Source organism: Treponema parvum (assembly GCF_017893965.1).
Taxonomy (GTDB): Bacteria; Spirochaetota; Spirochaetia; order Treponematales; family Treponemataceae; genus Treponema_D; species Treponema_D parvum.
Genome location: NZ_CP054142.1, coordinates 321,391 through 343,585, shown reverse-complemented (window position 1 = coordinate 343,585; position 22,195 = coordinate 321,391). Strand labels below are relative to the sequence as shown.

Genomic DNA, 22,195 nt, shown 5'->3' with positions numbered 1-22,195 from the left:
CCTTAAACAATTTACGGCCGTCATCCCAGATCCGGAGGACCGATACCGTTTAAAAGCAATAAAAACTACTGCTTGATTTCCACATCCACACCGGCAGGCAATTCCAGTTTCATCAACGAATCCATAACATCGGACGTCGGTTCAAGAATATCGATAAGGCGCTTGTGTGTACGCATTTCAAACTGCTCACGTGATTTTTTATTTACATGAGGAGAACGCAATACAGTCACCTTATTTATCCTAGTAGGCAGCGGTATGGGGCCTGAGACCTTTGCGCCCGCTTTCTGCACAGTCTGCACGATGGCTTTTGCACTCTGATCGATCAACTCAACATCAAAAGCGCGGAGTTTGACACGAATCTTTCCGTTAGCCATTATTCCTCCAATGGATTTGAAATAGAGCCTGCAGCTTAAAAGCCGCAGGCATTATCTATAACAAAACCGGACTATTCTATTACTTTAGTAACCTGACCGGAAGCGATCGTACGACCGCCTTCACGAATAGCAAGCTTAAGACCTTCATCCATAGCGATCGGGTGAATCAATTCGCCGATAATCTTTACATTATCGCCGGGCTTAACCATATCCGTTCCCGCTTCGAGGGTCACCGTTCCGGTAATATCCGTCGTGCGGAAATAGAACTGAGGCCGATAGCCTGAGAAGAACGGGCTGTGGCGTCCGCCTTCTTCCTTTGACAAAACGTAAATCTGCGCTTCGAATTTCGTGTGAGGATGAATGGAACCGGGCTTCGCAAGTACCTGACCACGTTCCACATCCTTCTTTTCAATACCGCGCAAAAGAACGCCAACATTGTCTCCTGCAATACCCTGATCGAGCGTCTTTTGGAACATTTCGATACCTGTTACGGTTGACTTCTGCGTCGGGCGGATACCTACGATTTCAACTTCGTCGTTCATATTTACAACGCCGCGCTCTACGCGTCCAGTTACAACGGTTCCTCGTCCGGAAATAGTGAAGATGTCTTCGATCGGCATAAGGAACGGTTTTGCTTCGTCACGAATCGGATCATCAAACCACGTGTCCATAGCCGTGAGCAGTTCTTCGATGCAGGCGGTGTTTTCAGCCTTGTCGCTTTCGTTCAAAGCCTTAAACGCGGAACCTTTTATGATCGGAGTTTCCGCGGCAAAGCCGTATTCTTTAAGAGTGTCTTTTACTTCTTCAACTACCAATTCAAGAAGATCCGGATCATCCACCTGATCAACCTTGTTCAGGAAAACAATGATCTTCGGAACGCCTACCTGACGAGCCAACAGCAAGTGTTCGCGCGTCTGGGGCATAACGGAATCGGGAGCGGAAACGACGAGAACAGCTCCGTCCATCTGAGCTGCACCGGTGATCATGTTTTTGATATAGTCGGCGTGTCCGGGACAGTCGATGTGCGCGTAGTGTCGTTTGTCCGACTGATATTCAAGGTGGCGCGTATTGATCGTAATACCGCGCTCTTTTTCTTCCGGAGCGTTATCAATTTCATCATACTTAAGCGCGTGATCACCGTATTTTTTTGCACAATACTGTGTGATTGCTGCAGACAAAGTAGTCTTACCATGGTCAACGTGACCGATGGTTCCAACGTTCATGTGGGGCTTAGTTCTAACGAACTTCTCCTTCGCCATGTTTTTCTCCTTGCCGGACTATCCTCTTTGCCGGCATACATAATTTTATGTGATGCACTTTAAGCCAGAACATGACGGTTTTCTGACGAAAACGCCATATTCGCATACACACTTAAATCGGTTAATGCCTGTGAGATGATTTTAGAGTTGGAAACGGAACAGAAATTAATCTCGCACGACATTCCATCTATTCGGAATATCAATGGCCGGCACCACCTATCACCATCAAACTTAACCGCCTGACGACTGGTCTGGCATCCATGAGCCTGACGTCCACATATTACGGACCTGTCAGAAACCCTTAATGTCATCAATCATCTTTACGGATCCCGCCGACGGCGGAATCAGCACATTAAAGGGTCGTACAAACCTGAAAATTGAAAAAACAATTAACTTTACGGCTGCACCGGGCTTAACACCCGCCTGACTCTCAAAGAACCCTGCTGCAATGTCATAAAATGAAATTTGCAGTGAAATTATTTATACACTTTTTATAATTAAATTGCAATAGCAAAGTTAAAAAATATCAAAAAAAGCACCTTTAAGAGTCAATTTTAAAATTCTCAAAGGTGCCGTATTACAAAAATAACTGAATTTTCAGGCGACGAACTTTTAGTCCTAATCGCCGAAAACTACCATCTGTAATGGGCAAAGGCCTTGTTAGCCTCAGCCATTTTATGAGTGTCTTCTTTTTTCTTAAACGCAGTGCCGGTGTTGTTAAAAGCGTCAAACAATTCAAGAGCTAACGTGTCGGCCATTCCGTGTCCGCTTCTTGAACGGGCAGCCGTGATCACCCAACGCATAGCCAATGCTTCACGTCTGGAATCACGGATTTCTACGGGAACCTGATACGTGGCGCCACCGACGCGGCGAGACTTTACTTCTACAACGGGCTTTACATTGTCTATTGCCTTTAAAAACACTTCCAAAGGCTCCGTTTCGGTCTTTGCCTTTAACTTATCCAAGGCTTCATACACGATTCTCGTACATGAAGCTTTTTTTCCGTCCAACATCATACGGCTTATAAATTTAGAAATAACTACGCTGTTGTATTTTGCATCCGGCAATATCGGACGGTCGATAGTTTTTTTATGTCTTCCCATCTTTACACTCCTTTATGCCTTAGGCTTTTTTGCGCCGTATTTCGAACGGCCGCGCTTGCGATCTTCAACGCCGAGAGCGTCTTTCGCACCGCGGATGATATGATAACGAACGCCCGGCAGATCCTTTACACGACCGCCGCGGATTAAAACCACAGAGTGTTCCTGCAGATTATGTCCGATTCCCGGGATATATGCAGTAACTTCTATTCCATTGCACAAACGAACACGGGCTACCTTGCGGAGAGCCGAATTCGGTTTTTTGGGCGTAACTGTCATAACACGGGTGCATACGCCGCGTTTTTGCGGACAGGACTCAAGCGCGGGAGATTTGGTTCTGTTTGCAGCAGTTCTACGTCCTTGACGAATTAATTGATTAATTGTAGGCATCGGCCTATTCTCCTCTATAATTGTTGCCGGTCAGCACTCCGGGCAAAATTTCAAACCATACAGGCTTTATATATTACAAAATTCACGAAACGTAAGTCAAGCCTTTTGAAAGGCAGGTTCCGCAAATACTTAAGGACATCTCGAAAAACTCACCTTCAGCGATTTCTTCGAGGTTTCGACGAGTTATAATATGCTTTCAGCGAGAACTCCGTTCGCTACGCTCACTTACGAGTTTGCATCGCAAACTCGCTGTGTATGCCGCGGTCGAGCTTTTAGAGCAGAATTCTCTAAGCATAACGCTCGAAGCGTCACGCGGCCGGAACCTCGCCTCCGCACCTCGTTTTCAAAACTTGCCATTCAGTTTACATACTAAAGGGTTGGAAAATTTCGAGTTTAATAAAACCCGAAATTTAGCCTATCAGTCCGCGTCGTCGGCCATCATTGCGCCGGCGGATTCTTCAAGCTGTTCCGCAAGAGCCTTTTCTTCCCTGCGGCGTTCGACAATCTCTTCCATTTGCACGTCAAGATCCTTGTCCGACTCGTCAAACAGCCTTACATTTTTATAATTTCTTATGCCGGTTCCGGCAGGTATCATGTGACCGATGGCCACATTTTCTTTTATACCGTGCAGACCGTCGGTAGCTCCGGAAATTGCCGCATTGGTAAGAACGCGCGTCGTCTCCTGGAAAGAGGCCGCAGATATAAAGGAATCTACGTTCAGCGAAGCCTTGGTTATTCCCTGGAACATAGGCTGGGCAATCGCAGGCTGTCCGCCTTCGGCAACTACGCGGCGGTTTTCATCATGGAATTTGTATTTATCCACCTGCTTGCCAAAGATAAAGTGTGTATCGCCTACGGCCATAACTTCCACCTTTCTGAGCATCTGACGAACGATAATACCGATGTGCTTGTCGTTTATGTCTACGCCCTGCGCGCGGTAAACTTGCTGGATTTCATCCATAAGATAGTTTTGGAGCGCGTTTTCACCGAGTATCGCAAGTATGTCATGCGGACTAGGAGATCCGTCGCACAAAGATTCTCCTGCAACGACGTGGTCGCCGTCGCGGACAAGCATGCGCTTTGTCATGGGAACAAGATGGTCGAATTTTCTGCCGTAGATATCTTCCACTATCACAAGGCGCTTTCCCTTTGTAACGCCGCCGAATTTCACGATTCCTGAAATCTTAGAAAGGACGGCAGGTTCTTTGGGTTTTCGCGCTTCAAACAGCTCCGAAACGCGCGGGAGACCGCCGGTGATATCGTTAGTCTTTGCAACTTCCTTGGCAAGTTTTGCAAGCGTTACGCCGGCTTCGACCTTCTGCTTATCTTCCACTTGAAGAATCGCTCCTGAAGGAAGGTGATAACTTCCCATTTCGTTGCCGGCTTCGTCCGTGATGAGAATGCGCGGCTGTTTTACGTCCAAATGCAGATCGCTTATGCGCCGTTCGACCGAACCGGTTTTCGCGTCGATCTTTTCTTCCAAAGTAGAGCCTATGATAACATCCTCAAAGTGAACGTAACCCGAATACTCGGCGATAATCGGCTCGCTGAAGGCGTCAAATTCGCCTATAACCGCGTTGGCTTTAACTACATCGCCCGGTTTGACATAGATAGTCGAACCGTTGCCGATTTCCACCCTTATGGAATTTGCAACGCCTATATACAGGGCGTCGCCTACGATTATTATGCGTCCCGACTCAGAAGCGGTTATATCCTTGCCTTTACGATTGATTATAGCCGTATCTTTCATGATGAGGCTTCCGTCGGAAACCAGCAGTTTATCGCCTTTTTCCATATCGTAATGCGCTAAAAGATGTGTGGTTTCCATATATCCTTTGCGCGTGAACAGCCAGTTTCCGTCTTTTGTGTCTACGCGGGAACCTTCCACAGCTCCAATGAGGGCGTCGTATTTAAGAGAAATACGGTTGTCTTCGGTAACCTTGGACGCGGTGCCTCCCACGTGGAAGGTGCGCATGGTAAGCTGGGTTCCCGGCTGACCGATGGACTGGGCGGCGATTATACCGACGGCCTCCCCGATTTCAACGATCTTGTTGCGCGCAAGGTTTTTACCATAGCACTTTACGCAAAGACCGTGCTGGGCTTCGCAGGTCAACACGGTGCGGAGCTTGACTTTTTCAACGCCGGCGTCTTCGATTTTCTTTGCCAAATCGTCGTCGATGTACTCGTTGACGTCGCATAAAAGTTCTCCGGTAATAGGATGAACTACGCGCTCAATGGTATAGTGCCCTACGATACGGGAAGAAAGGGTTTCAACGATTTCGTCGCCGTTCTTTATGGCCGCATAATCAATGCCGTTTATTGTTCCGCAGTCGTCCTCGTTTATTACTACATCCTGAGCAACGTCTACCAGACGGCGCGTCATGTAACCGGCATCCGCCGTTTTCAAAGCGGTGTCGGACAAACCTTTTCTGGCTCCGTTCGTAGAAATAAAGAACTCGATAACCGACAAACCTTCGTAGAAATTGGAACGTATGGGAAGCTCGATGATTTCGCCGTTAGGTTTAGCCATAAGGCCGCGCATAGCCGCCAGCTGAGAAATTTGCTTAGGCGAACCGCGCGCGCCCGACTTTGCCATCATGTAGATAGTGTTAAACCCGTCTTTGTCTTTGGCAAGATTTTCCATCATGACCTTTGTCAAAGATTCGTTGGTGCGCTGCCAAATATCGGTAACCTTATTGTATCTTTCCTTGTCCGAAATAAGACCGCTTGAATACTGTCCTACGATCTCTTCAACTTCCCTGTTGGCCTTGTCCATCATATCTTTCTTTTCTTTGGGAATGATAATATCATCCATCGAAAGAGTGGCGCCGTAGAACATTGCATTCCTATACCCTACGGACTTAATCGCATCGAGCATTTGAATGGTAAGCCAGGGCCCGTTGATATGATAAACTTTTTCGATCATCTTTCTTAGCTTTTTGTCGTCCATCTGCTCGTTGACATATTCGACCTCGTCCGGCATCGCTTCGTTAAACGCAAGCCGTCCGGCCGAAGTTTCTATGGTCGTACCGTTATAAGGACGCTTTTCTACGGGAACTTTGATTAACGACTGCCATTCAATGCTTCCGCCTTCGGCGGCAAGTCTTACCTCATCGGCCGACGAAAACCTTTTGCCGCTTCCTTTGCCGGAAGTTTTTATTGAAGTCATATAGTAAATACCCAAAACCATATCCTGAGATGGGTAAACTATCGTATTGCCGTTGGCCGGATCAAGCAGGTTTCTTGCCGAAAGCATGAGCGTCCAGCATTCCATCTGCGCAGCTTGAGTAAGCGGCACGTGGATAGCCATTTGGTCGCCGTCAAAGTCCGCGTTAAATGCCTTACACGCCAGAGGATGCAATTTTATAGCCTTTCCTTCTACAAGAACGGGCTCAAAAGCCTGTATACCCAACCTGTGAAGAGTGGGAGCGCGGTTAAGCATAACCGGATGTTCGCGGACAACTTCGTCAAGAATGGCATAAACTTCAGGCGATTCCTGTTCTACAAGCATCTTAGCCTTTTTGATGTTGAAAACGACGTCCTTGTCCACAAGCTTTTTCATTATAAAAGGTTTAAACAATTCCAAAGCCATCTTTGTAGGAAGACCGCACTGCCAAAGTTTCAATTCTGGACCGACGACGATCACGGAGCGGCCGGAATAGTCGACGCGTTTTCCTAGCAAATTCTGGCGGAAACGCCCCTGCTTTCCCTTTAACATATCGCTTATGGACTTTAGCGGGCGGTTCGAAGCTCCCTTTACGACGCGCTTTCTCTTACTGTTGTCAAACAGAGCGTCCACAGCTTCCTGGAGCATTCGTTTTTCGTTGCGGATAATGATGTCCGGCGCGGAAAGCTGCTGAAGTCTTTTAAGGCGGTTATTGCGATTTATCACGCGACGATACAAGTCGTTTAAGTCGGAAGTTGCAAAACGGCCGCCGTCAAGCTGAACCATAGGGCGAAGCTCGGGCGGAATTACGGGAATAACGTCGAGGATCATCCACGAAGCTTTGTTGTCCGAAGTGCGAAAACTCTCGACTATTTCAATGCGCTTTAAAAGACGCTTGTCGCTTTTTGCACCTTTTTCGATCATCTTTGTGCGGAGTTCCGCGGCGAGGGCGTCAAGATCAAGTCCTTCCAGTAAGGTTTTGATCGCTTCCGCTCCCATTCCGGCCGTAAACGCCTGACCGTAACGCTCCTGAGCTTCAATGTATTCTTCTTCGGTTAAAAGCTGCCTCTTTTTAAGATCCGTGTCGCCCGGATCGATTACTATGTACTTTTCGTAATACAAAACCGACCGCAATGCCGCAACCTGCAGGTCAAGAAGCAATCCCATTCTGCTTGGAACCGAACGATAATACCATATATGGCTCACGGGCGCGGCAAGTTCTATATGCCCCGTACGTTCGCGCCTTACTTTAAAATGCGTAACTTCAACGCCGCAACGGTCGCAAATGACGCCCTTATAGCGAATAGATTTAAATTTTCCGCAATAGCATTCCCATTCCTTTGTAGTACCGAAGATGCGCTCACAGAAAAGGCCGTCTTTTTCAGGGCGGAGCGTGCGGTAATTTATAGTCTCGGGTTTTTTAACTTCACCGTAGGACCATGCACGGATCGTATCGGGGGAAGCAAGCTTTATCTTAAGGCTCGCAAAATCTTGAATATCACGCATTGGTAGTCTCCTTGTCAAAACCGGAAGCCGCTTTGTCGATCAGCTCCTGATCCCGCTCCGTAAGAGCGATCTGTTTACCTTTGGCGTCGTAAATAGTGAAATCCAGCGCCAAACCGCGCATTTCCTGAACCAAAACATTAAAAGATTCCGGAACGCCGGCAGGAGTGGACGGGTCGCCCTTTACGATCGACTCGTAAATTTTCGATCGTCCGTTCATGTCGTCGGATTTGATCGTCATCATTTCCTGCAGAGTGTTGGCGGCGCCGTAAGCTTCAAGAGCCCATACTTCCATTTCACCAAGGCGCTGTCCGCCGAACTGCGCCTTTCCGCCGAGAGGCTGTTGCGTAACAAGAGAATACGGTCCGGTAGAGCGCGCATGCATCTTGTCGTCTACAAGGTGGTGCAGTTTAAGATAATATATGACGCCTACAAAAATAGGATTTACAAACGGTTCTCCCGTGCGCCCGTCGCGAACGATTTGTTTACAATCCTTTGAAAGCCCCGCTTCTTCAAGTTTTTTCGCAATCATTTCCTGCGACGGCGACTGGAATACCGGCAATTCGTAGAACTGATTCAAATACTTTCCGGCAATGCCGAGTTCCGATTCCATAATCTGGCCTATGTTCATACGGGAAGGAACGCCGAGAGGATTCAAGCACACGTCAAGAGGTGTTCCGTCTTCCAAATACGGCATATCTTCAACCGGAAGTATTCTTGAAACGACGCCCTTGTTTCCGTGGCGGCCGGCCATCTTATCGCCTTCGCGGAGTTTGCGCTTGTTCGCGATAAGAACTTTTACAACTTCATCAACGCCGGGACTTAAATCATCCCCTTCGGTACGGCGCAAACGCTGAACGTCTATGACGACCCCTTCCACACCGTGGGGAACGCGGAGCGACGAATCGCGAACTTCTTTTGCCTTTTCGCCGAAAATAGAATTGAGCAATTTGAATTCGGGAGTGGTTTCCGTTTCGCTTTTAGGAGTTACCTTTCCTACGAGAATATCTCCCGAGCGAACCTTCGCTCCCACACGGATAATACCTTCGCTGTCCAAGTTGTCGAGCGTCTTTTCGGCAGTATTCGGAATGTCGCGGATGATTTTTTCAGGACCGAGTTTTGTCTCGCGTATCTCCGTTGAAAACTCTTTTATATGAATGGAAGTGTACATGTCTTCTTTTACGACACGCTGAGAAATCAGAACCGCGTCTTCATAGTTATAACCGTTCCACGGCACAAAGCCGACCAGGAGGTTTCGCCCTAAAGCGAGCTCGCCGTTAAAGGTTGCAGGTCCGTCGGCAAGAATGTCGCCGGCTTTCACTTTTTCACCTACGTCGACCGTCGGTCTTTGATGATTGCACGTATCCTGATTAGTGCGCTGATATTTTAAAAGAGTGTATTCGTCAAGCTCTTTTTCGGAACCTCCGTCGGGTTTAACCTTAATGCAATCGCTTGAAACCCACACGACTTCTCCGGCTCTCTTTGCAGTAACCAGAACTCCCGAATCGTAAGCGCATTTTTGTTCCATACCCGTTCCTACGTACGGAGGTTCGGGGAACAAAAGAGGAACTGCCTGACGCTGCATATTACAGCCCATCAAGGCGCGGTTTGCGTCGTCGTGCTCAAGAAACGGAATAAGCGCGGCCGAAACGGAAATGACCTGACGCGGGGAAACGTCCATATACTGAACGTCTCTCGGCGAACGCTGAGTATAGTTGCCGCGGTGCCGGCAGGAAATAAGTTCCGTGCTGAAGGATCCGTCGGCCTTAAGATTTTCACTCACCTGTCCTATGTAATACTTGTCTTCGTCCATAGCCGACAGATATTCATAGTCCTTAGTAGCCTTTCCGTTTTCTATCTTCCGGTACGGAGCTTCAAGGAATCCGTATTCGTTTATGTGAGTATAAATAGCCAGCGAAACAATCAGACCGATATTCGGACCTTCGGGAGTTTCTATAGGGCACATACGCCCGTAATGCGAATAGTGTACGTCGCGAACTTCAAAGCCGGCACGATCTCGTGAAAGTCCTCCCGGTCCTAAAGCATTTAAACGCCTTTTATGCGTAAGTTCCGCAAGAGGATTTACCTGATCCATAAACTGCGACAACTGGCTCGAACCGAAGAATTCTTTAATGGACGCAACGATCGGTTTAATGGAAATAAGATCCTGCGGCTTCATGGTTTCGGTTTCTTTAAGGCTCATGCGCTCCTTCGCTATGCGCTCCATGCGGCTGAATGCGGTCTTAAGCTGATTTGTCATAAGCTCGCCTACGGAACGGATACGGCGGTTTCCCAAATGGTCTATGTCGTCGATCTGCTCTTCGCCTATGTAGACGTTCAAAAGAAATTTCATCGTCGCAACGATGTCTTGTTTAACGAGCGTATGTTCTTCAACGTTTTCCTTGTAATCGAATTTCTTATTCAGTTTATAGCGGCCTACGCGCCCCAAATCGTAACGGCGCAAAGAAAAGAACATGGAATTCAAATCTTTTTCCGCCGCGTCAACGGTAATAGGTTCGCTCGGCATAAGAACCGAATAAACGGCCGAAAGCGCGTCTTCCTTGGTAGGTTCTTCGTTTTCGGAGCCTTCTTTGGCAAAACGTATGTCTTCGCGTTCAAAACAGTTTATGATTATCTGGGAATTGAGCGACAGATTTTTTTCTTTATTGTTTTTATCGCCGGGATTTTTTCTGGTATCGAATTTAATTACCGAAATCGACTTAACTCCGTGAGCGATAAGCTCGTCTATGTCATGAAGATAGAGGCGAACGCCCGCTCGGTAAAGTTTTTTTTCTTCGCCCGAATCCTTGTCTTTTACTACTACAGGCTCGGCCAGAACCTTATCTACAAGAGCGTCTCTGTCTTCACGGGTGTCTTTAATTTTGACATTTTCCACTTCGTAAAAACAACGAATGATCTCTTCGCGGGTATTGTAACCTAGAGCCCGCAAAAAAATCGTTCCGAGAATTTTCTTTTTGCGGTCGATCTTAGCAAAAATCAGTTCTTTTTTTTGGTCTATTTCAAATTCAAGCCATGAACCGCGGTAGGGAATAATGCGGCTGCCGTAAACGCCCTTGTCGTGGCTGAATATAACGCCGGGAGAGCGGTGAATTTGAGAAACTACTACACGCTCGGCGCCGTTTATGATAAACGTTCCGCGGTCAGTCATGAGCGGAATGTCGCCCATGTATATATCTTTTTGCAAAATCGCGCCGGTCTGCAAAAAATTTAAATTTATCCTGGCTTTTAAAGGAACCGCGTATGTCAGACCCTTTTGCTTGCATTCAAATTCCGAAAATTTGATATTATGCATATCAAGATCGTAAAATTCATATTCGAGAGCCATGTCCCCGTTAGGGCTTTCAATAGGAAAGGTAGATGAAAAAACTTCCTGCAGCCCCTGTTCGTCAAGCGGCTCTTTTTTTTCAACTTTATTTTTCTGCAGGAAACTCTCATAAGATGACAACTGAATGTCGATTAGGTTGGGAACATCCATAAATTTTTGGATGTTTTTTCCAATGTACTGACGGTTAATCGTCCGGCTTTTTGCGAACATCAAAAACCTCGCTAAAAAAACATTGCAATCTTATTTTGCTACATGAAAGAAACTCCTTCACAGCACAAAATCATTGCACAAATATTTTATAATAGACAAATCGGGGCTGCCCTGAAAATTTTCAAGGAGCAGCCCGAAAATCAGTCAAGTTTCGCCGCAAACGGGAAAGACCGCAAACGACAAGAACCTGACCGGCTTTTAAACGGCTCGCAAGGAAGCTTCAAGACTCTTACGCCCTTGCAGGAGCCGAATTCAAGCACGATTTTTATAAGACGGTAATCATTCCGCTTATTTTTTGCTTGCCTTGCCTCCGGCTTCGGTGATCTTTTTGATCATCTCGTCGGCGTCGGCTTTGCTTACGCCTTCCTTAACGGTCTTCGGAGCGCCTTCAACGAGCGCCTTTGCTTCTCCAAGTCCGAGCCCCGTAATTTCACGCACAATCTTGATGACGGGGATTTTCTTTGCAGCGTCAAAAGAATCGAGAGTTACAGTGAACTCAGTCTGCTCTTCTCCGCCGCCTGCAGCAGCCGCACCGCCTGCAGGAGCCGCAGCAACGGCAACCGCCGCCGTTACGCCAAATTTCTCTTCCATAGCCTTTACAAGCTCCGAAGCCTCCAAAACCGTCATGTTTGCGATCGCGTCAAGAATTTGATCGTTTGTTAATGCTGCCATATTGTCTTCTCCAAAAATAAAAATTTTTAGCCGCCGCAAGGCATATTTTACCCCGCTTAAGCATTTTCTCGCCGCTTTAAGGCACTCAAATCGCCGTGCTGCGGCATTTTATAAAGGGCGCTAAAGCTTTTTACAAAAGTTTTACAACACCCCACAGCACGGACAGTCGACAGCGATGAAGCCTGACCGCGCTTAAAAACAAAAACAGAAGCTGAAAGGTCGCCCCTTAGAGCCGCCTCCACAGCCAGGCGCAAACCCTTAGGTCGCGGCCGTTTCCGCTGCAGGAGCTGCGCCTTCCGCTTTGGGAGCTTCGGCCGCAGGAGCTGCATTTTCTGCAGGCTCGGCCTTGGGAGCCGCCGCCTCGGAAGGAGCCGCACCGGAAGCCTCTTCAGGCGCGCCGCTTTTTGCAGCTTCAACAGCCGCTCCCCCGTCCTTTTCTTTTTTTTCTGCATACGCCTTCAATGTGGCGGCCAATTTACGCGCAGGCCCGTTGATCGCAGACATAAGCATTGCGATGAGTTCTTTTTTGCCCGGAATCTTCGAATAGGCTTCCATTTTAGCCACATCGTAGATTTCTTTTCCGATATACCCCGCCTTAACGCTCAAGGCCGGCACTTCTTTGGCAAAATCAAACAAAACTTTCGCGATATCGTTTGAATCCTCTTTAGCCATGGCGATAGCCGTAGGCCCTTTGAGGAATTCCGAAACATTTTCAATTTTAAGACTGTCAAACGCAATCTTTGCAAAATTATTTTTTACGACTTTGAACTGAGAATCTTTTTCACGGAGCTTACCGCGCAACGCTGAAATCTGTTCAACCGTAAGACCGCGATAATCCGTAAAAATAAAATCATTATAGCCTTCAAACGTCTTTTTTGCAGACTCGATCGCCTCAGTCTTTGCAGGCTGAACTTTCTTTGCCCTCATAGCCATAATCACTCTCCTTCCTTATAGTCGACCCATACACCGGGGCTCATAGTCGAACTTACGGAAACGCTCTGAATAAAACCGGCCTTTGCGTCAGAAGGCTTTTTGCGCCAGATTTCGCCTAAAAGCGCCGTGATGTTTTCCGCAAGCTTAGCCGTGTCCATAGAACTCTTACCTACGGCAATGTGAACTACGCCGCCCTTGTCGGCACGGTATTCGGTGCGGCCTTTTTTAAGTTCGCCGATCGCCTGAACGATGTCGTTCGTTACCGTTCCGGTCTTGGGATTAGGCATAAGCCCCTTGCGTCCGAGAACCATACCCAAGCGTCCCACATCTTTCATCATGTCGGGAGTAGCTACGGCAACGTCAAAATCGAGCCAGCCGTCCTTAACCTTATCGATATATTCCTGAGCTCCGGCGTAGGCCGCTCCTGCGTCCAAAGCTTCTTTGGCGCGGTCTTCTTTGCAGAACACAAGAACCTTTTTTTCGGCTTTAAACTGATTGGGGAAAACCAGCGTATCCCGAACTGTCTGACCTTTGCCCAAGCGAAGCGAAACGTGCGCCTCTACCGTTTCATCAAATTTTGCGTATCTCAACTCGCCGACTATCTTACAAGCATCGGAAACCGGATATTTTTTTGTAAGATCGTGCTTTGTAAGTGACGCGCGATATTTTTTTCCGTGTTTCATATCAGTGCTCCACCTCTACACCCATACTGCGGGCAGTACCGGCGATAATTTTTTTTGCCGCTTCGATATCGTTCGCATTGATGTCGGGCATCTTTGTTTTTGCGATCTCTTCAAGATCTTTTTTAGAAAGAGTTCCAACTTTGTCGCGAAGGGGATTACCTGAAGCCTTTTCCAGTTTTAACGCTCTTTTGATCAAAACCGCCGCCGGCGGAGTTTTCAAAATAAACGTAAAAGACTTGTCTTGATAGACGGTGATAACGACGGGAATCACAAGCCCTTTTTCCATGGACTTGGTTCTGTCATTAAATTCCTGTACGAATTTAGGCGCGTTCACACCGTGAGGGCCCAAAGCGGGACCGATCGGCGGAGCGGGCGTCGCAGAACCTGCAGGACACTGCAGTTTAATGACAGCCGTCACCTTTTTTACAGCCATATATAACTCCTTAAATTGGTATGAATGAATTTAAGATCCCTAACGGGATCCGTCCTTCACTCTAGCGAAACACCTATGTCCGACGGACTTGTGTTTCTCCCAAAATTCGGAAAACGGAACTGATTTTATTCCGTTCTTCAATTTTCAAATCAAACTTTTTCCGCCTGCAAAAGACTCACTTCAACCGGCGTAGCGCGCCCGAAGATCTGCACCATGACGCGAAGGCGGTCTTTTTCGGAATTTACTTCTTCAATCGTACCGGTAAAGGTGGCAAAAGGTCCGTCCGTAATTTTCACTTGGTCGCCCACGGCAAAGCTCTGCTTAACGTGAACGGGTTTTTCACCTTTGATTTCGCCGGCTTTTTGAAGCAGATTTTTTGCCTCGTCCCCTGAAATAGGTCTGGGACGCACATCTGGGGGCGTCCCGACAAAGCCGGTCACTCCCTGAACGCGGCGGATTTTGGAACATATGTTTTTCCAGCCGAGATCGGGCAAATCCATTTCCAGCATTATGTAGCCGGGTAAAAATTTATTACTGCGGGAACGTTTTTTACCGTCTTTTATTTCGACGATCTCTTCAACGGGAACTTTTACATTTGTAAGAACTGCAGGATCTATCTCTTTTGCTTCGAGCATGGATCTGAGCGTGCGTTCTATTTTTCCCTCATAGCCGGTATACGTATGAAGTATATACCACTGTTTAGACATTAATACCCCTATCTCATCACAGCGCGGAATGCGGCCGTAAACCCGGCATCAAGCACGCCCAATAATACTGCAATAATAATCGTAGAGATGATCACAACCTTTACAGAAGCGGTAACATCATCACGGCTGGGCCACACAACTTTTTTAAGCTCCGCGACGCACTCACGTAAAAAACCGCCTACCTTTGCTGCCATATTTTTCCTCAAAATAAAAAGAATAACAGGCCAGGAAGGACTCGAACCCTCGACACTCGGTTTTGGAGACCGATGCTCTACCAACTGAACTACTGACCTAGAATATATAATCCGCCTTTTGGAAAATCTCCGCTGTGCGAATAAATTCAATCTCTATCGTATTTTAACTTCTTTGTGCAAGGTGTGTTTACGCGTCGAAGGACAGTATTTCATCAATTCAAGTTTACCCTGCAAGTTTTTACGGTTTTTTGTTGTTGTATAATTGATCCTTTTGCAATCGGTGCACTGCAATCCTATGATCTCTACGGCACCTTTCTTTTTGCTAGCCATAAGCTTCTCCTAAAAAAAATTGATCCTGTGCTCAGCCCTCGTGCGGAATCGAACCGCAGACCTTAACCTTACCATGGTTACGCTCTACCGATTGAGCTACAAGGGCAATCTCTTTGGGGTTGTCTGAAAAATATACAAAAGACGCCCTCTTATGTCAAGGCATAAACCGCGCTGCACCATTACATAAAAAGGCTCTCAATCGAAAACGGGATATTATTCCCTAACGGAGACTGTGATGTTTAAACCTCCCTTAGTGGGAGCGGCGGGCGAAGAAGCCAAAGCGGCGCCTACTGAAGAACCGGCAGAAGAAGTTGTAGCCTTTGTTTCTCCTGACGACGCGGACGTTGTGGACCCGCCCACCGACACGGCGGCCGCGGCGGCGACCTGCGACGGAGGAGTGACTGTTCCCGCAGAAGAAACTTCGGCGCTGGTTCCCTCGCCTACGGCTACGGCCTTTACGCCGTCCGAAGGAGTTATGCTTACGGAACTCATAACGTCGCCGCCGCCTTCCCCTTCAGGCGCATCCGCAACTACGGAACTCTGCTGCTGAGATGGAGGAGTCGGCCACACAGCCCAAGTGCTTTTAGTGCTGTAAACCGTTCCGTCGGAAACCACTCTTCCTTCAGTACCGCGGACGGAAGCCGTTGCAACGGGACTGCGTACCGAAAAGCCCACTCGCTTGTTTTCAGCTGCCCTAACGTTCGCTCTGACGCTTCCCGTGTCGAGGAACATCTGAGATGCTTCGTTTCCGTCTTTTTCCGCAAGCTGTTCGATCGTTATGCGGGAAAGAGGCTCCACTACAAAAACGGAATTTCCGAATTTTATATTCGCTTCGGATTTAAATCCCGTAGAAATGACGTCGCCTTTTTTGATGGAATCTCCGGCCGCCAGAGATTTCCAAGCAGCGCCGTCTTTTACCTGAACTTTGCCGGTTGCGGAAATAACTTTTCCTTCCGTATTCTTGCCGGCGGCCGGAACTGCTTTAGTATCCGCCGCAAAGGCTGTTCCCGCAAAAAATATTCCCAAAACTACGGCAAAAACCGCATTAAAATTCGCTTTTAACATATTTTCCTCCTGGCATTAGAACGACAATGCCGTTTTAAACGTAAATTCAAACGTAGAATTTCCCGACTCCGGAACATACTGAGCTGCGGAACCTGAAAATTGCAAATCGCTTAGAGCCTGCCACAAAACCGTAAATTTCCACTGCGTGCCGTCATAATCGGCGCTCTTTGTCGCAATGAAAAACGAATCCAGAGATCCCGTTACAAGCAGAGAGTCCAGCGGTTTAACCGTAACCATAGGCCCTATTTTTAAAAGATCTTCCCATGTGTGCCCTGCGACGGAAGCAGTAGCGGGCGTAAAAGTTCTAAAGCTCCCCAAAGATCCCTTGTCGCCTGAAGCAAAAATTCCGTTCAAACTGACCGACGACGAATAAAATTCGGGATACATCATTAGAGAAAACTTTGACAGATTGGACGCTTCCCAATCCTTATCCGAATCGAGACGGCTCACCCCGAATGTCGATGATAGAATATAAAAAACCTTGCCTTTTACCGGACCGTTTGAAACCGCCGTAAAATACATACGGTTATAAGAATTTTCCATATCAAACGCGCCTAAAAATTCAAATGACAGAGTCTGCGACTTAAAAATATTCGGGAGTGTAACAGCGGTTTCGAAAACAGCATAAGGATCTTCAAGGACGTAAAAATCTTTTTTTCCTATTCCGTCGGAGGACTGCATGTTGTACAAGGTGGATTTGGCATTTAAAAGCCCCGTATATCCGCCGTAAAAGGTAATTTCCGCAGACGGAGTTTTTAAATTTGCCATTACGCCGTCCGCCGCCTGAGAAAACACCGTAGCCGATGCGTCTGAAAGCGCAAAGCGCCCGAAATCAAAAACCCCTGACTTAAAAATCCCGAAAAGCCTGTCGGGAAATTCTTTTACAAATTCTGCTTTAAACAGCGACAGATCCAGCACGTCGTCCGTCTTGTCGGTCGAATTGACCCACCTATAATTGTAATATCCCTCAGCTATAAAATAATTAAGACCGTCGTCCGACAAGGGGATTCTAAGCCATGCGGAAGTGTTGAAATCGTTTTTAAGACCGTCTTTAAATTTCTTATCTTCGGTAAACGTCGATTTTACTTCATCGGAAACAATAGCCCCGTAATCAATGGAAAACACACTTCCCGCTAAGAACGCAAACAAAGCGGCTGTAAAAATTCTTTTTTTCATAACGAGCCCTCACCTTCCGCTATTTCAGAGCAGCGCATAAAAATTCTAAGAGCTTCACGGCCGGAAACCTTTTTTTCAGGATCATCAGTCCTGGAAAGCAGTTTTCTGGCCTGCAATTCACGGAACGCATAGCGATCGGAATGAGTAAGAGAGTACAACAGTCCGCCTTTTATGTTCCACGCTTTAAGGCATAGAGCCGAAAACTGCTTCAGATTGACAGTGTCTTCGGGAGCCGCGGTTACAGACCAAATTCCTTCCTTTTCAAGCTGCAAAAGAGCTTCTTTTCCGGAAGCGTCGTCGTTTATGAGCCCCCGCCATGCAGCCGCAAAATAAGCGGCCTGTGAAAAAGTAATTTCTTTTGCAGAGATTGTTTCCGTCATTTTTTCGGCGGACTGTGCAAAAAGGGTAAAATATGCGCCGCAAAAAAGAACCGTAAAAAACAGCATAATCCTTTTCATGATCATCGCACTCCATACTAATTTATTCGCTTGCAAATGCAAACACAAAAGCCTCTTTCAGTTTGTACCTTTATGTATTATAGTAAAGAATATGAGTAAACGCAAGAATAGTTCAAATTTTAAATCACCTGATATCATCGTCGCACTTTGTACAATAATAGTAATAGGCTTTTTGACCCTTATCAACGTATTTGAAAAGATCGAATACAGACTTTACGACGTTATGCTTAAATTCAAGCCCGCGCCGCAAATGCAGGACAAGATGATGCTTGTAAACATTGACGACGAATCGCTTGAACAGATGGGCGCATGGCCGTGGACACGCGACGTTCTTGCAGACGCGCTTATAAGAATGAGGGAACTCGGAGCTTACAGCGCAACGTTCGATATCGAATATCTTTCTCCGTCTCAGATGGGAATAAATCCTTCCATAACTACGACTATACCTGAAAATTTTTCCGAAAACCGAAAAGAGCTTTTGTCGCTCATATACGAACTGTCCGATTCCGTTTCTAAGGGGAAAATTTCATTAAAGGAACTCCCCGATATGACGGACATGCTCGTAAACGAATACATAGATCCCCAACTTGAAACGCTTGAAAGGTCGGTCACGGAAGGCGTGTTCCGCGACAACGACGATTATTTTTCCAAAGCGATCCGCTTTTTCGGCAATACGTGGCTTACGATCAACGCGCGAGAAGTGCTTATACAAGTGGATGAAAAGTTGAAAGATTTTGCAAAGGAGCGCTTTCTGCTTTCGGACGTTACGGATCCTGACGGGCTCATAGCCGCAGGGAATAAATATCAGGAAAAAGAAGACGACCAAAAAGCGGGGTTTTCACCCGCTCTGTATGAATTTCTTAAAAACGCCCGCGGAGCAGGTTTTACTAACGTCGTCGTAGACTCCGACGGTTCGAGACGGCGGGTGGAATTGTTGCAGGAAAGAGACGGCAAATACATCGCCCAGCTTCTATTCGCTCCTATGCTCAACATGCTCGACACTCAGAGCCTTGTGCGCACAAAAAGGCATCTGATAATAAAAAACGCTCTTTTACCCGGAGAAACAAAACGGCGCGACATAAAGATTCCCTTGGACAAACACGGCCGCATGCTCATAAACTGGGTAAAGCAGCTTTTTAACGAAAGAGACGGCCACACAGGCGAGCTGGTATATTTTAAAGGCGAACCTGTATATTTTTTGAAATACCTTGACGACTTGGAAAAAAGCTTTACGAACAACCTCCGCACCCTTCTGGATTCTCCCCTTCGCTATGAAAACGGAAAATATTTGGACTATTACGACGGCGCAAAATATCTTTTACAGACATATTCGGAACTTGAACATCTAAAGGCTGAAATCTTTAACGAAACCACAGACGCTTCCGGAAAAGAGCTTACCGCCGAAGATTCTTTAGCCGATCCGAGAATTGAACAGCTTTTTGAAGGACGCAGAATTTTCTTTGAAGAATGCGGACAGTTATTCGACGGCTCATATGAAAAACAGATAATCGACTTTCTTGAAAGCTACCGGACTGAAAAAACAAGCGAAGCGATCGATCAAAACATAGACTGGTTCAAAAACACTTTTGAAGTTTTAAAAACCGATTACGACGAATATCAGCTTACGTTCAAACTTAAAAAAGAAAAATACAACGGAGCTTTTTGTCTCATAGGAAATTCGGCTTCGGGCACTACGGATCTCGGCGTTACGCCGTTCGAGCGGCTGTTCCCGAACGTAGGCACGCACGCAAACATATTCAATACGATAATGACCGGCCAGATGATAACGCCTTTCAGCTGGGGCTACGGATTTGCAATATCGGCGGTCTTGCTTATCATAATAATATTTGCAAGCCGCAAAGCGAAGGCTTTTATGCAGAGCCTCATAGGCATAGGCGGATGCATTATTTTTCCGCTTATCAGTTTTTCAATGTTTTCGTTAAAACTGTATTACATTCCCGTGCTCGCTCCGACTTTGGTCATGACAGCAGGGTACATAGCCATAACCATACAGCGATTTTTGCTTTCAGAAAAAGACAAGCGTTTTTTGCGCAATGCGTTTTCAACCTATCTGTCTGAAAGCGTCGTAAACGAAATCGTAAACGATCCTTCAAAGCTCACCCTCGGCGGCGAAGAAAAAAATCTTACCGCGATTTTTACGGACATAAAGGGTTTTTCTACCATTTCCGAACGGGTAACGCCGACCCAGCTTGTTTCGTTTCTAAACAAATATCTTACGCTGTTCAGCGACATTATCCTTGAGCATCAGGGCACGATAGACAAATACGAAGGAGACGCGATCGTAGGATTTTTCGGAGCGCCGATTTCATTTGAAGACCACGCATGGCGGGCTTGTTATTCCGCAATAAGAATGAAACAGGCGGAAAAAATCTTTAATAAAGAAATGACCGAAGCGGGAATAATCTCTTCCGAAATAAATACCCGCATAGGAATAAACACGGGCGCAATGGTCGTAGGCAATATGGGAACGGACAAAAAAATGAACTATACGATGATGGGAAACGCCGTAAACCTTGCCGCGCGGCTTGAAGGCGTAAACAAAGTGTATCACACTTGGATTTTAGTTTCGGAATCGACTTGGGACGCCGCAAATTCCGGAGAAAATTCGGGCAAGATGATTGCGCGAAGGCTCGACAAGGTGCGCGTAATAGGAATAAATACGCCCGTTCAGCTCTACAACATAGTGGGCTTTACCGAAGAACTTTCTAAAGAAGAAATCGATTCCGTAGAAATTTTCCACAAGGGTTTGGATCTATATCTGGCAAAGGATTTTGCAAACGCAAAGAAATTTTTTGATGAAGCGGATACGATGTTTCCCCAAGACGAAGTTTCAAAAATCTTTTCCGAAAGATGCGAAGAAAAGATCAAAACCGGCGTTCCCGACAACTGGGACGGCGTTATGAGCATGACGAGCAAGTAAGCTAAAAGCAGCCTGCATTGATTGATAATAGTCCTTCCGACCCAGTGTCCCGCAAAGGAGTAAAAAGACGCCTGCATCGATCGACAGGGTGCTATGTGTCAACGGATTCGCCTTTGTAATCGGCAAGCATCGATTCTACTCTTTTTACAAAAGATGAGCCCCAATACTCGCAGAGCGTCGAATAAGCCTTGTCATATAATTCGGGGACGACGCACGCGCGGAGCTGCTTGATATTATTGGCAAGATATGAAATACATACTTTTTGAACGGCGGCTCTGTGGCGATCTTCAGGCGGACTTTCTTTAAAAACCGAATACAAAACCGTAAACGCCGAAGCGACGGAGCAGACTCTTTTCCACCTGTCAAGACTTGAAATAAGAGTTTCCGAAGTTATGCCTGTGTCTATATCGTAGCGATATACTTTTTCGTTTATGCCGACATAGCGCTTTGCGTTCATGCAGATAAAATAATAAAGAAGAAAATCTTCACCGGTAGTGCAGTAAAAATTCGGCAGGAGGGCGTACGCGCTTTTAAGCGCTTCGGATCTGAAAAGTTTTCCACACAAAAAAAACGAATGTCCTCTATTGCAAAGAAAGTCGTCCGCTATTCTCTCCCCCTCAAGAACACCTTCGTGTATCAGCTCTATCTTTTTAAGAACCGAAAGCCGGCGGTTCTCCGGTAAATTTTCATCATGGATGATTTCGGCCTTGCCGTGCACAATATCCGCATCGCAAGACATGGCCGCTTCATAAAGTAAAGAAAGGCTTTGTTCTGTAAGAGCGTCGTCCGCATCCAAAAAACAGCAATACGCCCCGGAAGAATTTTCAAGAGCGGTGCGCCTTGCTTGAAAGGTGCCCTCATTTTTTTCATGTTCAATATAGCGTACGCAAAACTCTTTGCGGGAAGCATGTTTTTTAGAGAATTTTTCAATTATTCCATATATTTCATCTTCAGCGCAGGAAAAATGATCAGATTCTGAAAGTATTCCCTTACTGCCGTCGTTTAAAATCACCAGTTCTATTGACGGATATGTCTGAGCGGCGACGCTTTCAAGGCAGTTAAGAATAGTCTTTTCGGCCTTATAAAAAGGAACGATAACGCTTATTAAAGGCAAATTCAAAATATTTTCCTTAAAATTGCCCAGCGAGTAAATCTTCAGATTTAGGAGCTGGGCAATTCGTGCGCGGGAGCGCACAGTTAAATAAACGAGTTTTCCGAAGGAAAACTCGAAGTTAAAGTACCGCTACGGACGGCG

At 46.6% G+C, this 22,195-nt stretch carries 18 protein-coding genes and 2 tRNA genes; 1 reads left to right on the top strand and 19 read right to left on the bottom strand.

Features of this window, described 5'->3' with window-relative positions:
- Positions 1-65 precede the first annotated feature (65 nt).
- The 18 genes from rpsJ to HRQ91_RS01480 form a co-directional block, all read right to left on the bottom strand.
- A complete protein-coding gene (gene rpsJ, locus HRQ91_RS01565; protein ID WP_210119962.1) occupies positions 66-374 on the bottom strand; it encodes a 30S ribosomal protein S10 in 309 nt (102 codons plus the stop codon).
- A gap of 71 nt (positions 375-445) precedes the next feature.
- A complete protein-coding gene (gene tuf / locus HRQ91_RS01560) occupies positions 446-1,633 on the bottom strand; it encodes an elongation factor Tu (RefSeq protein WP_210117240.1) in 1,188 nt (395 codons plus the stop codon).
- 632 nt (positions 1,634-2,265) lie between these two features.
- Positions 2,266-2,736: a 30S ribosomal protein S7 gene (gene rpsG, locus HRQ91_RS01555; protein ID WP_210119961.1), complete on the bottom strand. Its 471-nt coding sequence runs from the start codon at positions 2,734-2,736 to the stop codon at positions 2,266-2,268.
- Between the two features lie 12 nt (positions 2,737-2,748).
- Positions 2,749-3,123, bottom strand: coding sequence for a 30S ribosomal protein S12 (rpsL, locus tag HRQ91_RS01550; protein ID WP_210117242.1), 375 nt, complete (start codon positions 3,121-3,123; stop codon positions 2,749-2,751).
- A 418-nt stretch (positions 3,124-3,541) separates the two neighbouring features.
- On the bottom strand, positions 3,542-7,795 hold the full coding sequence (rpoC, locus tag HRQ91_RS01545; protein ID WP_210119960.1) for a DNA-directed RNA polymerase subunit beta': 4,254 nt from the start codon (positions 7,793-7,795) through the stop codon (positions 3,542-3,544).
- Entirely contained in the window at positions 7,788-11,348 is a 3,561-nt protein-coding gene (gene rpoB, locus HRQ91_RS01540; RefSeq protein ID WP_210119959.1) for a DNA-directed RNA polymerase subunit beta, read from the bottom strand. Before rpoB ends, rpoC begins: the two co-directional genes overlap by 8 nt.
- Positions 11,349-11,636: 288 nt before the next feature.
- The gene (rplL, locus tag HRQ91_RS01535) at positions 11,637-12,020 is read right to left on the bottom strand and encodes a 50S ribosomal protein L7/L12 (protein WP_210117244.1); all 384 of its coding nucleotides are present in this window, start codon (positions 12,018-12,020) and stop codon (positions 11,637-11,639) included.
- Between the two features lie 258 nt (positions 12,021-12,278).
- On the bottom strand, positions 12,279-12,953 hold the full coding sequence (gene rplJ, locus HRQ91_RS01530; RefSeq protein WP_210119958.1) for a 50S ribosomal protein L10: 675 nt from the start codon (positions 12,951-12,953) through the stop codon (positions 12,279-12,281).
- A 2-nt stretch (positions 12,954-12,955) separates the two neighbouring features.
- Entirely contained in the window at positions 12,956-13,636 is a 681-nt protein-coding gene (gene rplA / locus HRQ91_RS01525; protein ID WP_210117246.1) for a 50S ribosomal protein L1, read from the bottom strand.
- A gap of 1 nt (position 13,637) precedes the next feature.
- Positions 13,638-14,069, bottom strand: coding sequence for a 50S ribosomal protein L11 (gene rplK / locus HRQ91_RS01520; RefSeq protein WP_210117247.1), 432 nt, complete (start codon positions 14,067-14,069; stop codon positions 13,638-13,640).
- A gap of 149 nt (positions 14,070-14,218) precedes the next feature.
- Entirely contained in the window at positions 14,219-14,776 is a 558-nt protein-coding gene (gene nusG / locus HRQ91_RS01515) for a transcription termination/antitermination protein NusG (RefSeq protein ID WP_210117248.1), read from the bottom strand.
- Between the two features lie 8 nt (positions 14,777-14,784).
- Positions 14,785-14,970 carry a preprotein translocase subunit SecE gene (gene secE / locus HRQ91_RS01510; RefSeq protein WP_210119957.1) on the bottom strand — a complete coding sequence of 62 codons (186 nt, stop codon included), beginning with the start codon at positions 14,968-14,970 and terminating at the stop codon, positions 14,785-14,787.
- Positions 14,971-14,996: 26 nt separating this feature from the next.
- Positions 14,997-15,069, bottom strand: a tRNA-Trp gene (locus HRQ91_RS01505).
- 54 nt (positions 15,070-15,123) lie between these two features.
- Entirely contained in the window at positions 15,124-15,300 is a 177-nt protein-coding gene (rpmG, locus tag HRQ91_RS01500; protein WP_210117250.1) for a 50S ribosomal protein L33, read from the bottom strand.
- A gap of 33 nt (positions 15,301-15,333) precedes the next feature.
- Positions 15,334-15,406, bottom strand: a tRNA-Thr gene (locus HRQ91_RS01495).
- A gap of 107 nt (positions 15,407-15,513) precedes the next feature.
- Positions 15,514-16,365, bottom strand: a complete 852-nt coding sequence (locus HRQ91_RS01490) for a FecR family protein (protein ID WP_210119956.1) — start codon at positions 16,363-16,365, stop codon at positions 15,514-15,516.
- Positions 16,366-16,380: 15 nt separating this feature from the next.
- On the bottom strand, positions 16,381-17,541 hold the full coding sequence (locus HRQ91_RS01485; protein WP_210119955.1) for a hypothetical protein: 1,161 nt from the start codon (positions 17,539-17,541) through the stop codon (positions 16,381-16,383).
- Positions 17,538-17,999: a hypothetical protein gene (locus tag HRQ91_RS01480; RefSeq protein WP_210119954.1), complete on the bottom strand. Its 462-nt coding sequence runs from the start codon at positions 17,997-17,999 to the stop codon at positions 17,538-17,540. The genes HRQ91_RS01485 and HRQ91_RS01480 overlap by 4 nt, the downstream gene beginning before the upstream one ends.
- Positions 18,000-18,090: 91 nt before the next feature.
- Here HRQ91_RS01480 and HRQ91_RS01475 point away from each other — a divergent pair, with 91 nt between their 5' ends.
- Complete coding sequence (locus HRQ91_RS01475) at positions 18,091-20,940, top strand: CHASE2 domain-containing protein (protein WP_210119953.1); 2,850 nt, start codon at positions 18,091-18,093, stop codon at positions 20,938-20,940.
- A 91-nt stretch (positions 20,941-21,031) separates the two neighbouring features.
- Here the strand turns inward: HRQ91_RS01475 and HRQ91_RS01470 are convergent, their stop codons facing one another.
- Positions 21,032-22,060, bottom strand: coding sequence for a glycosyltransferase family 2 protein (locus HRQ91_RS01470; RefSeq protein ID WP_210119952.1), 1,029 nt, complete (start codon positions 22,058-22,060; stop codon positions 21,032-21,034).
- Positions 22,061-22,195 lie beyond the last annotated feature (135 nt).

Excerpts from the sequence above, each read along its gene's own strand:
- rpsJ (WP_210119962.1), bottom strand. The coding sequence starts at position 374 with ATGGCTAACGGAAAGATTCGTGTCAAACTCCGCGCTTTTGATGTTGAG.
- tuf (WP_210117240.1), bottom strand. The coding sequence starts at position 1,633 with ATGGCGAAGGAGAAGTTCGTTAGAACTAAGCCCCACATGAACGTTGGA.
- rpsG (WP_210119961.1), bottom strand. The coding sequence starts at position 2,736 with ATGGGAAGACATAAAAAAACTATCGACCGTCCGATATTGCCGGATGCA.
- rpsL (WP_210117242.1), bottom strand. The coding sequence starts at position 3,123 with ATGCCTACAATTAATCAATTAATTCGTCAAGGACGTAGAACTGCTGCA.
- rpoC (WP_210119960.1), bottom strand. The coding sequence starts at position 7,795 with ATGCGTGATATTCAAGATTTTGCGAGCCTTAAGATAAAGCTTGCTTCC.
- rpoB (WP_210119959.1), bottom strand. The coding sequence starts at position 11,348 with ATGTTCGCAAAAAGCCGGACGATTAACCGTCAGTACATTGGAAAAAAC.
- rplL (WP_210117244.1), bottom strand. The coding sequence starts at position 12,020 with ATGGCAGCATTAACAAACGATCAAATTCTTGACGCGATCGCAAACATG.
- rplJ (WP_210119958.1), bottom strand. The coding sequence starts at position 12,953 with ATGGCTATGAGGGCAAAGAAAGTTCAGCCTGCAAAGACTGAGGCGATC.
- rplA (WP_210117246.1), bottom strand. The coding sequence starts at position 13,636 with ATGAAACACGGAAAAAAATATCGCGCGTCACTTACAAAGCACGATCTT.
- rplK (WP_210117247.1), bottom strand. The coding sequence starts at position 14,069 with ATGGCTGTAAAAAAGGTGACGGCTGTCATTAAACTGCAGTGTCCTGCA.
- nusG (WP_210117248.1), bottom strand. The coding sequence starts at position 14,776 with ATGTCTAAACAGTGGTATATACTTCATACGTATACCGGCTATGAGGGA.
- secE (WP_210119957.1), bottom strand. The coding sequence starts at position 14,970 with ATGGCAGCAAAGGTAGGCGGTTTTTTACGTGAGTGCGTCGCGGAGCTT.
- rpmG (WP_210117250.1), bottom strand. The coding sequence starts at position 15,300 with ATGGCTAGCAAAAAGAAAGGTGCCGTAGAGATCATAGGATTGCAGTGC.
- HRQ91_RS01490 (WP_210119956.1), bottom strand. The coding sequence starts at position 16,365 with ATGTTAAAAGCGAATTTTAATGCGGTTTTTGCCGTAGTTTTGGGAATA.
- HRQ91_RS01485 (WP_210119955.1), bottom strand. The coding sequence starts at position 17,541 with ATGAAAAAAAGAATTTTTACAGCCGCTTTGTTTGCGTTCTTAGCGGGA.
- HRQ91_RS01480 (WP_210119954.1), bottom strand. The coding sequence starts at position 17,999 with ATGAAAAGGATTATGCTGTTTTTTACGGTTCTTTTTTGCGGCGCATAT.
- HRQ91_RS01475 (WP_210119953.1), top strand. The coding sequence starts at position 18,091 with ATGAGTAAACGCAAGAATAGTTCAAATTTTAAATCACCTGATATCATC.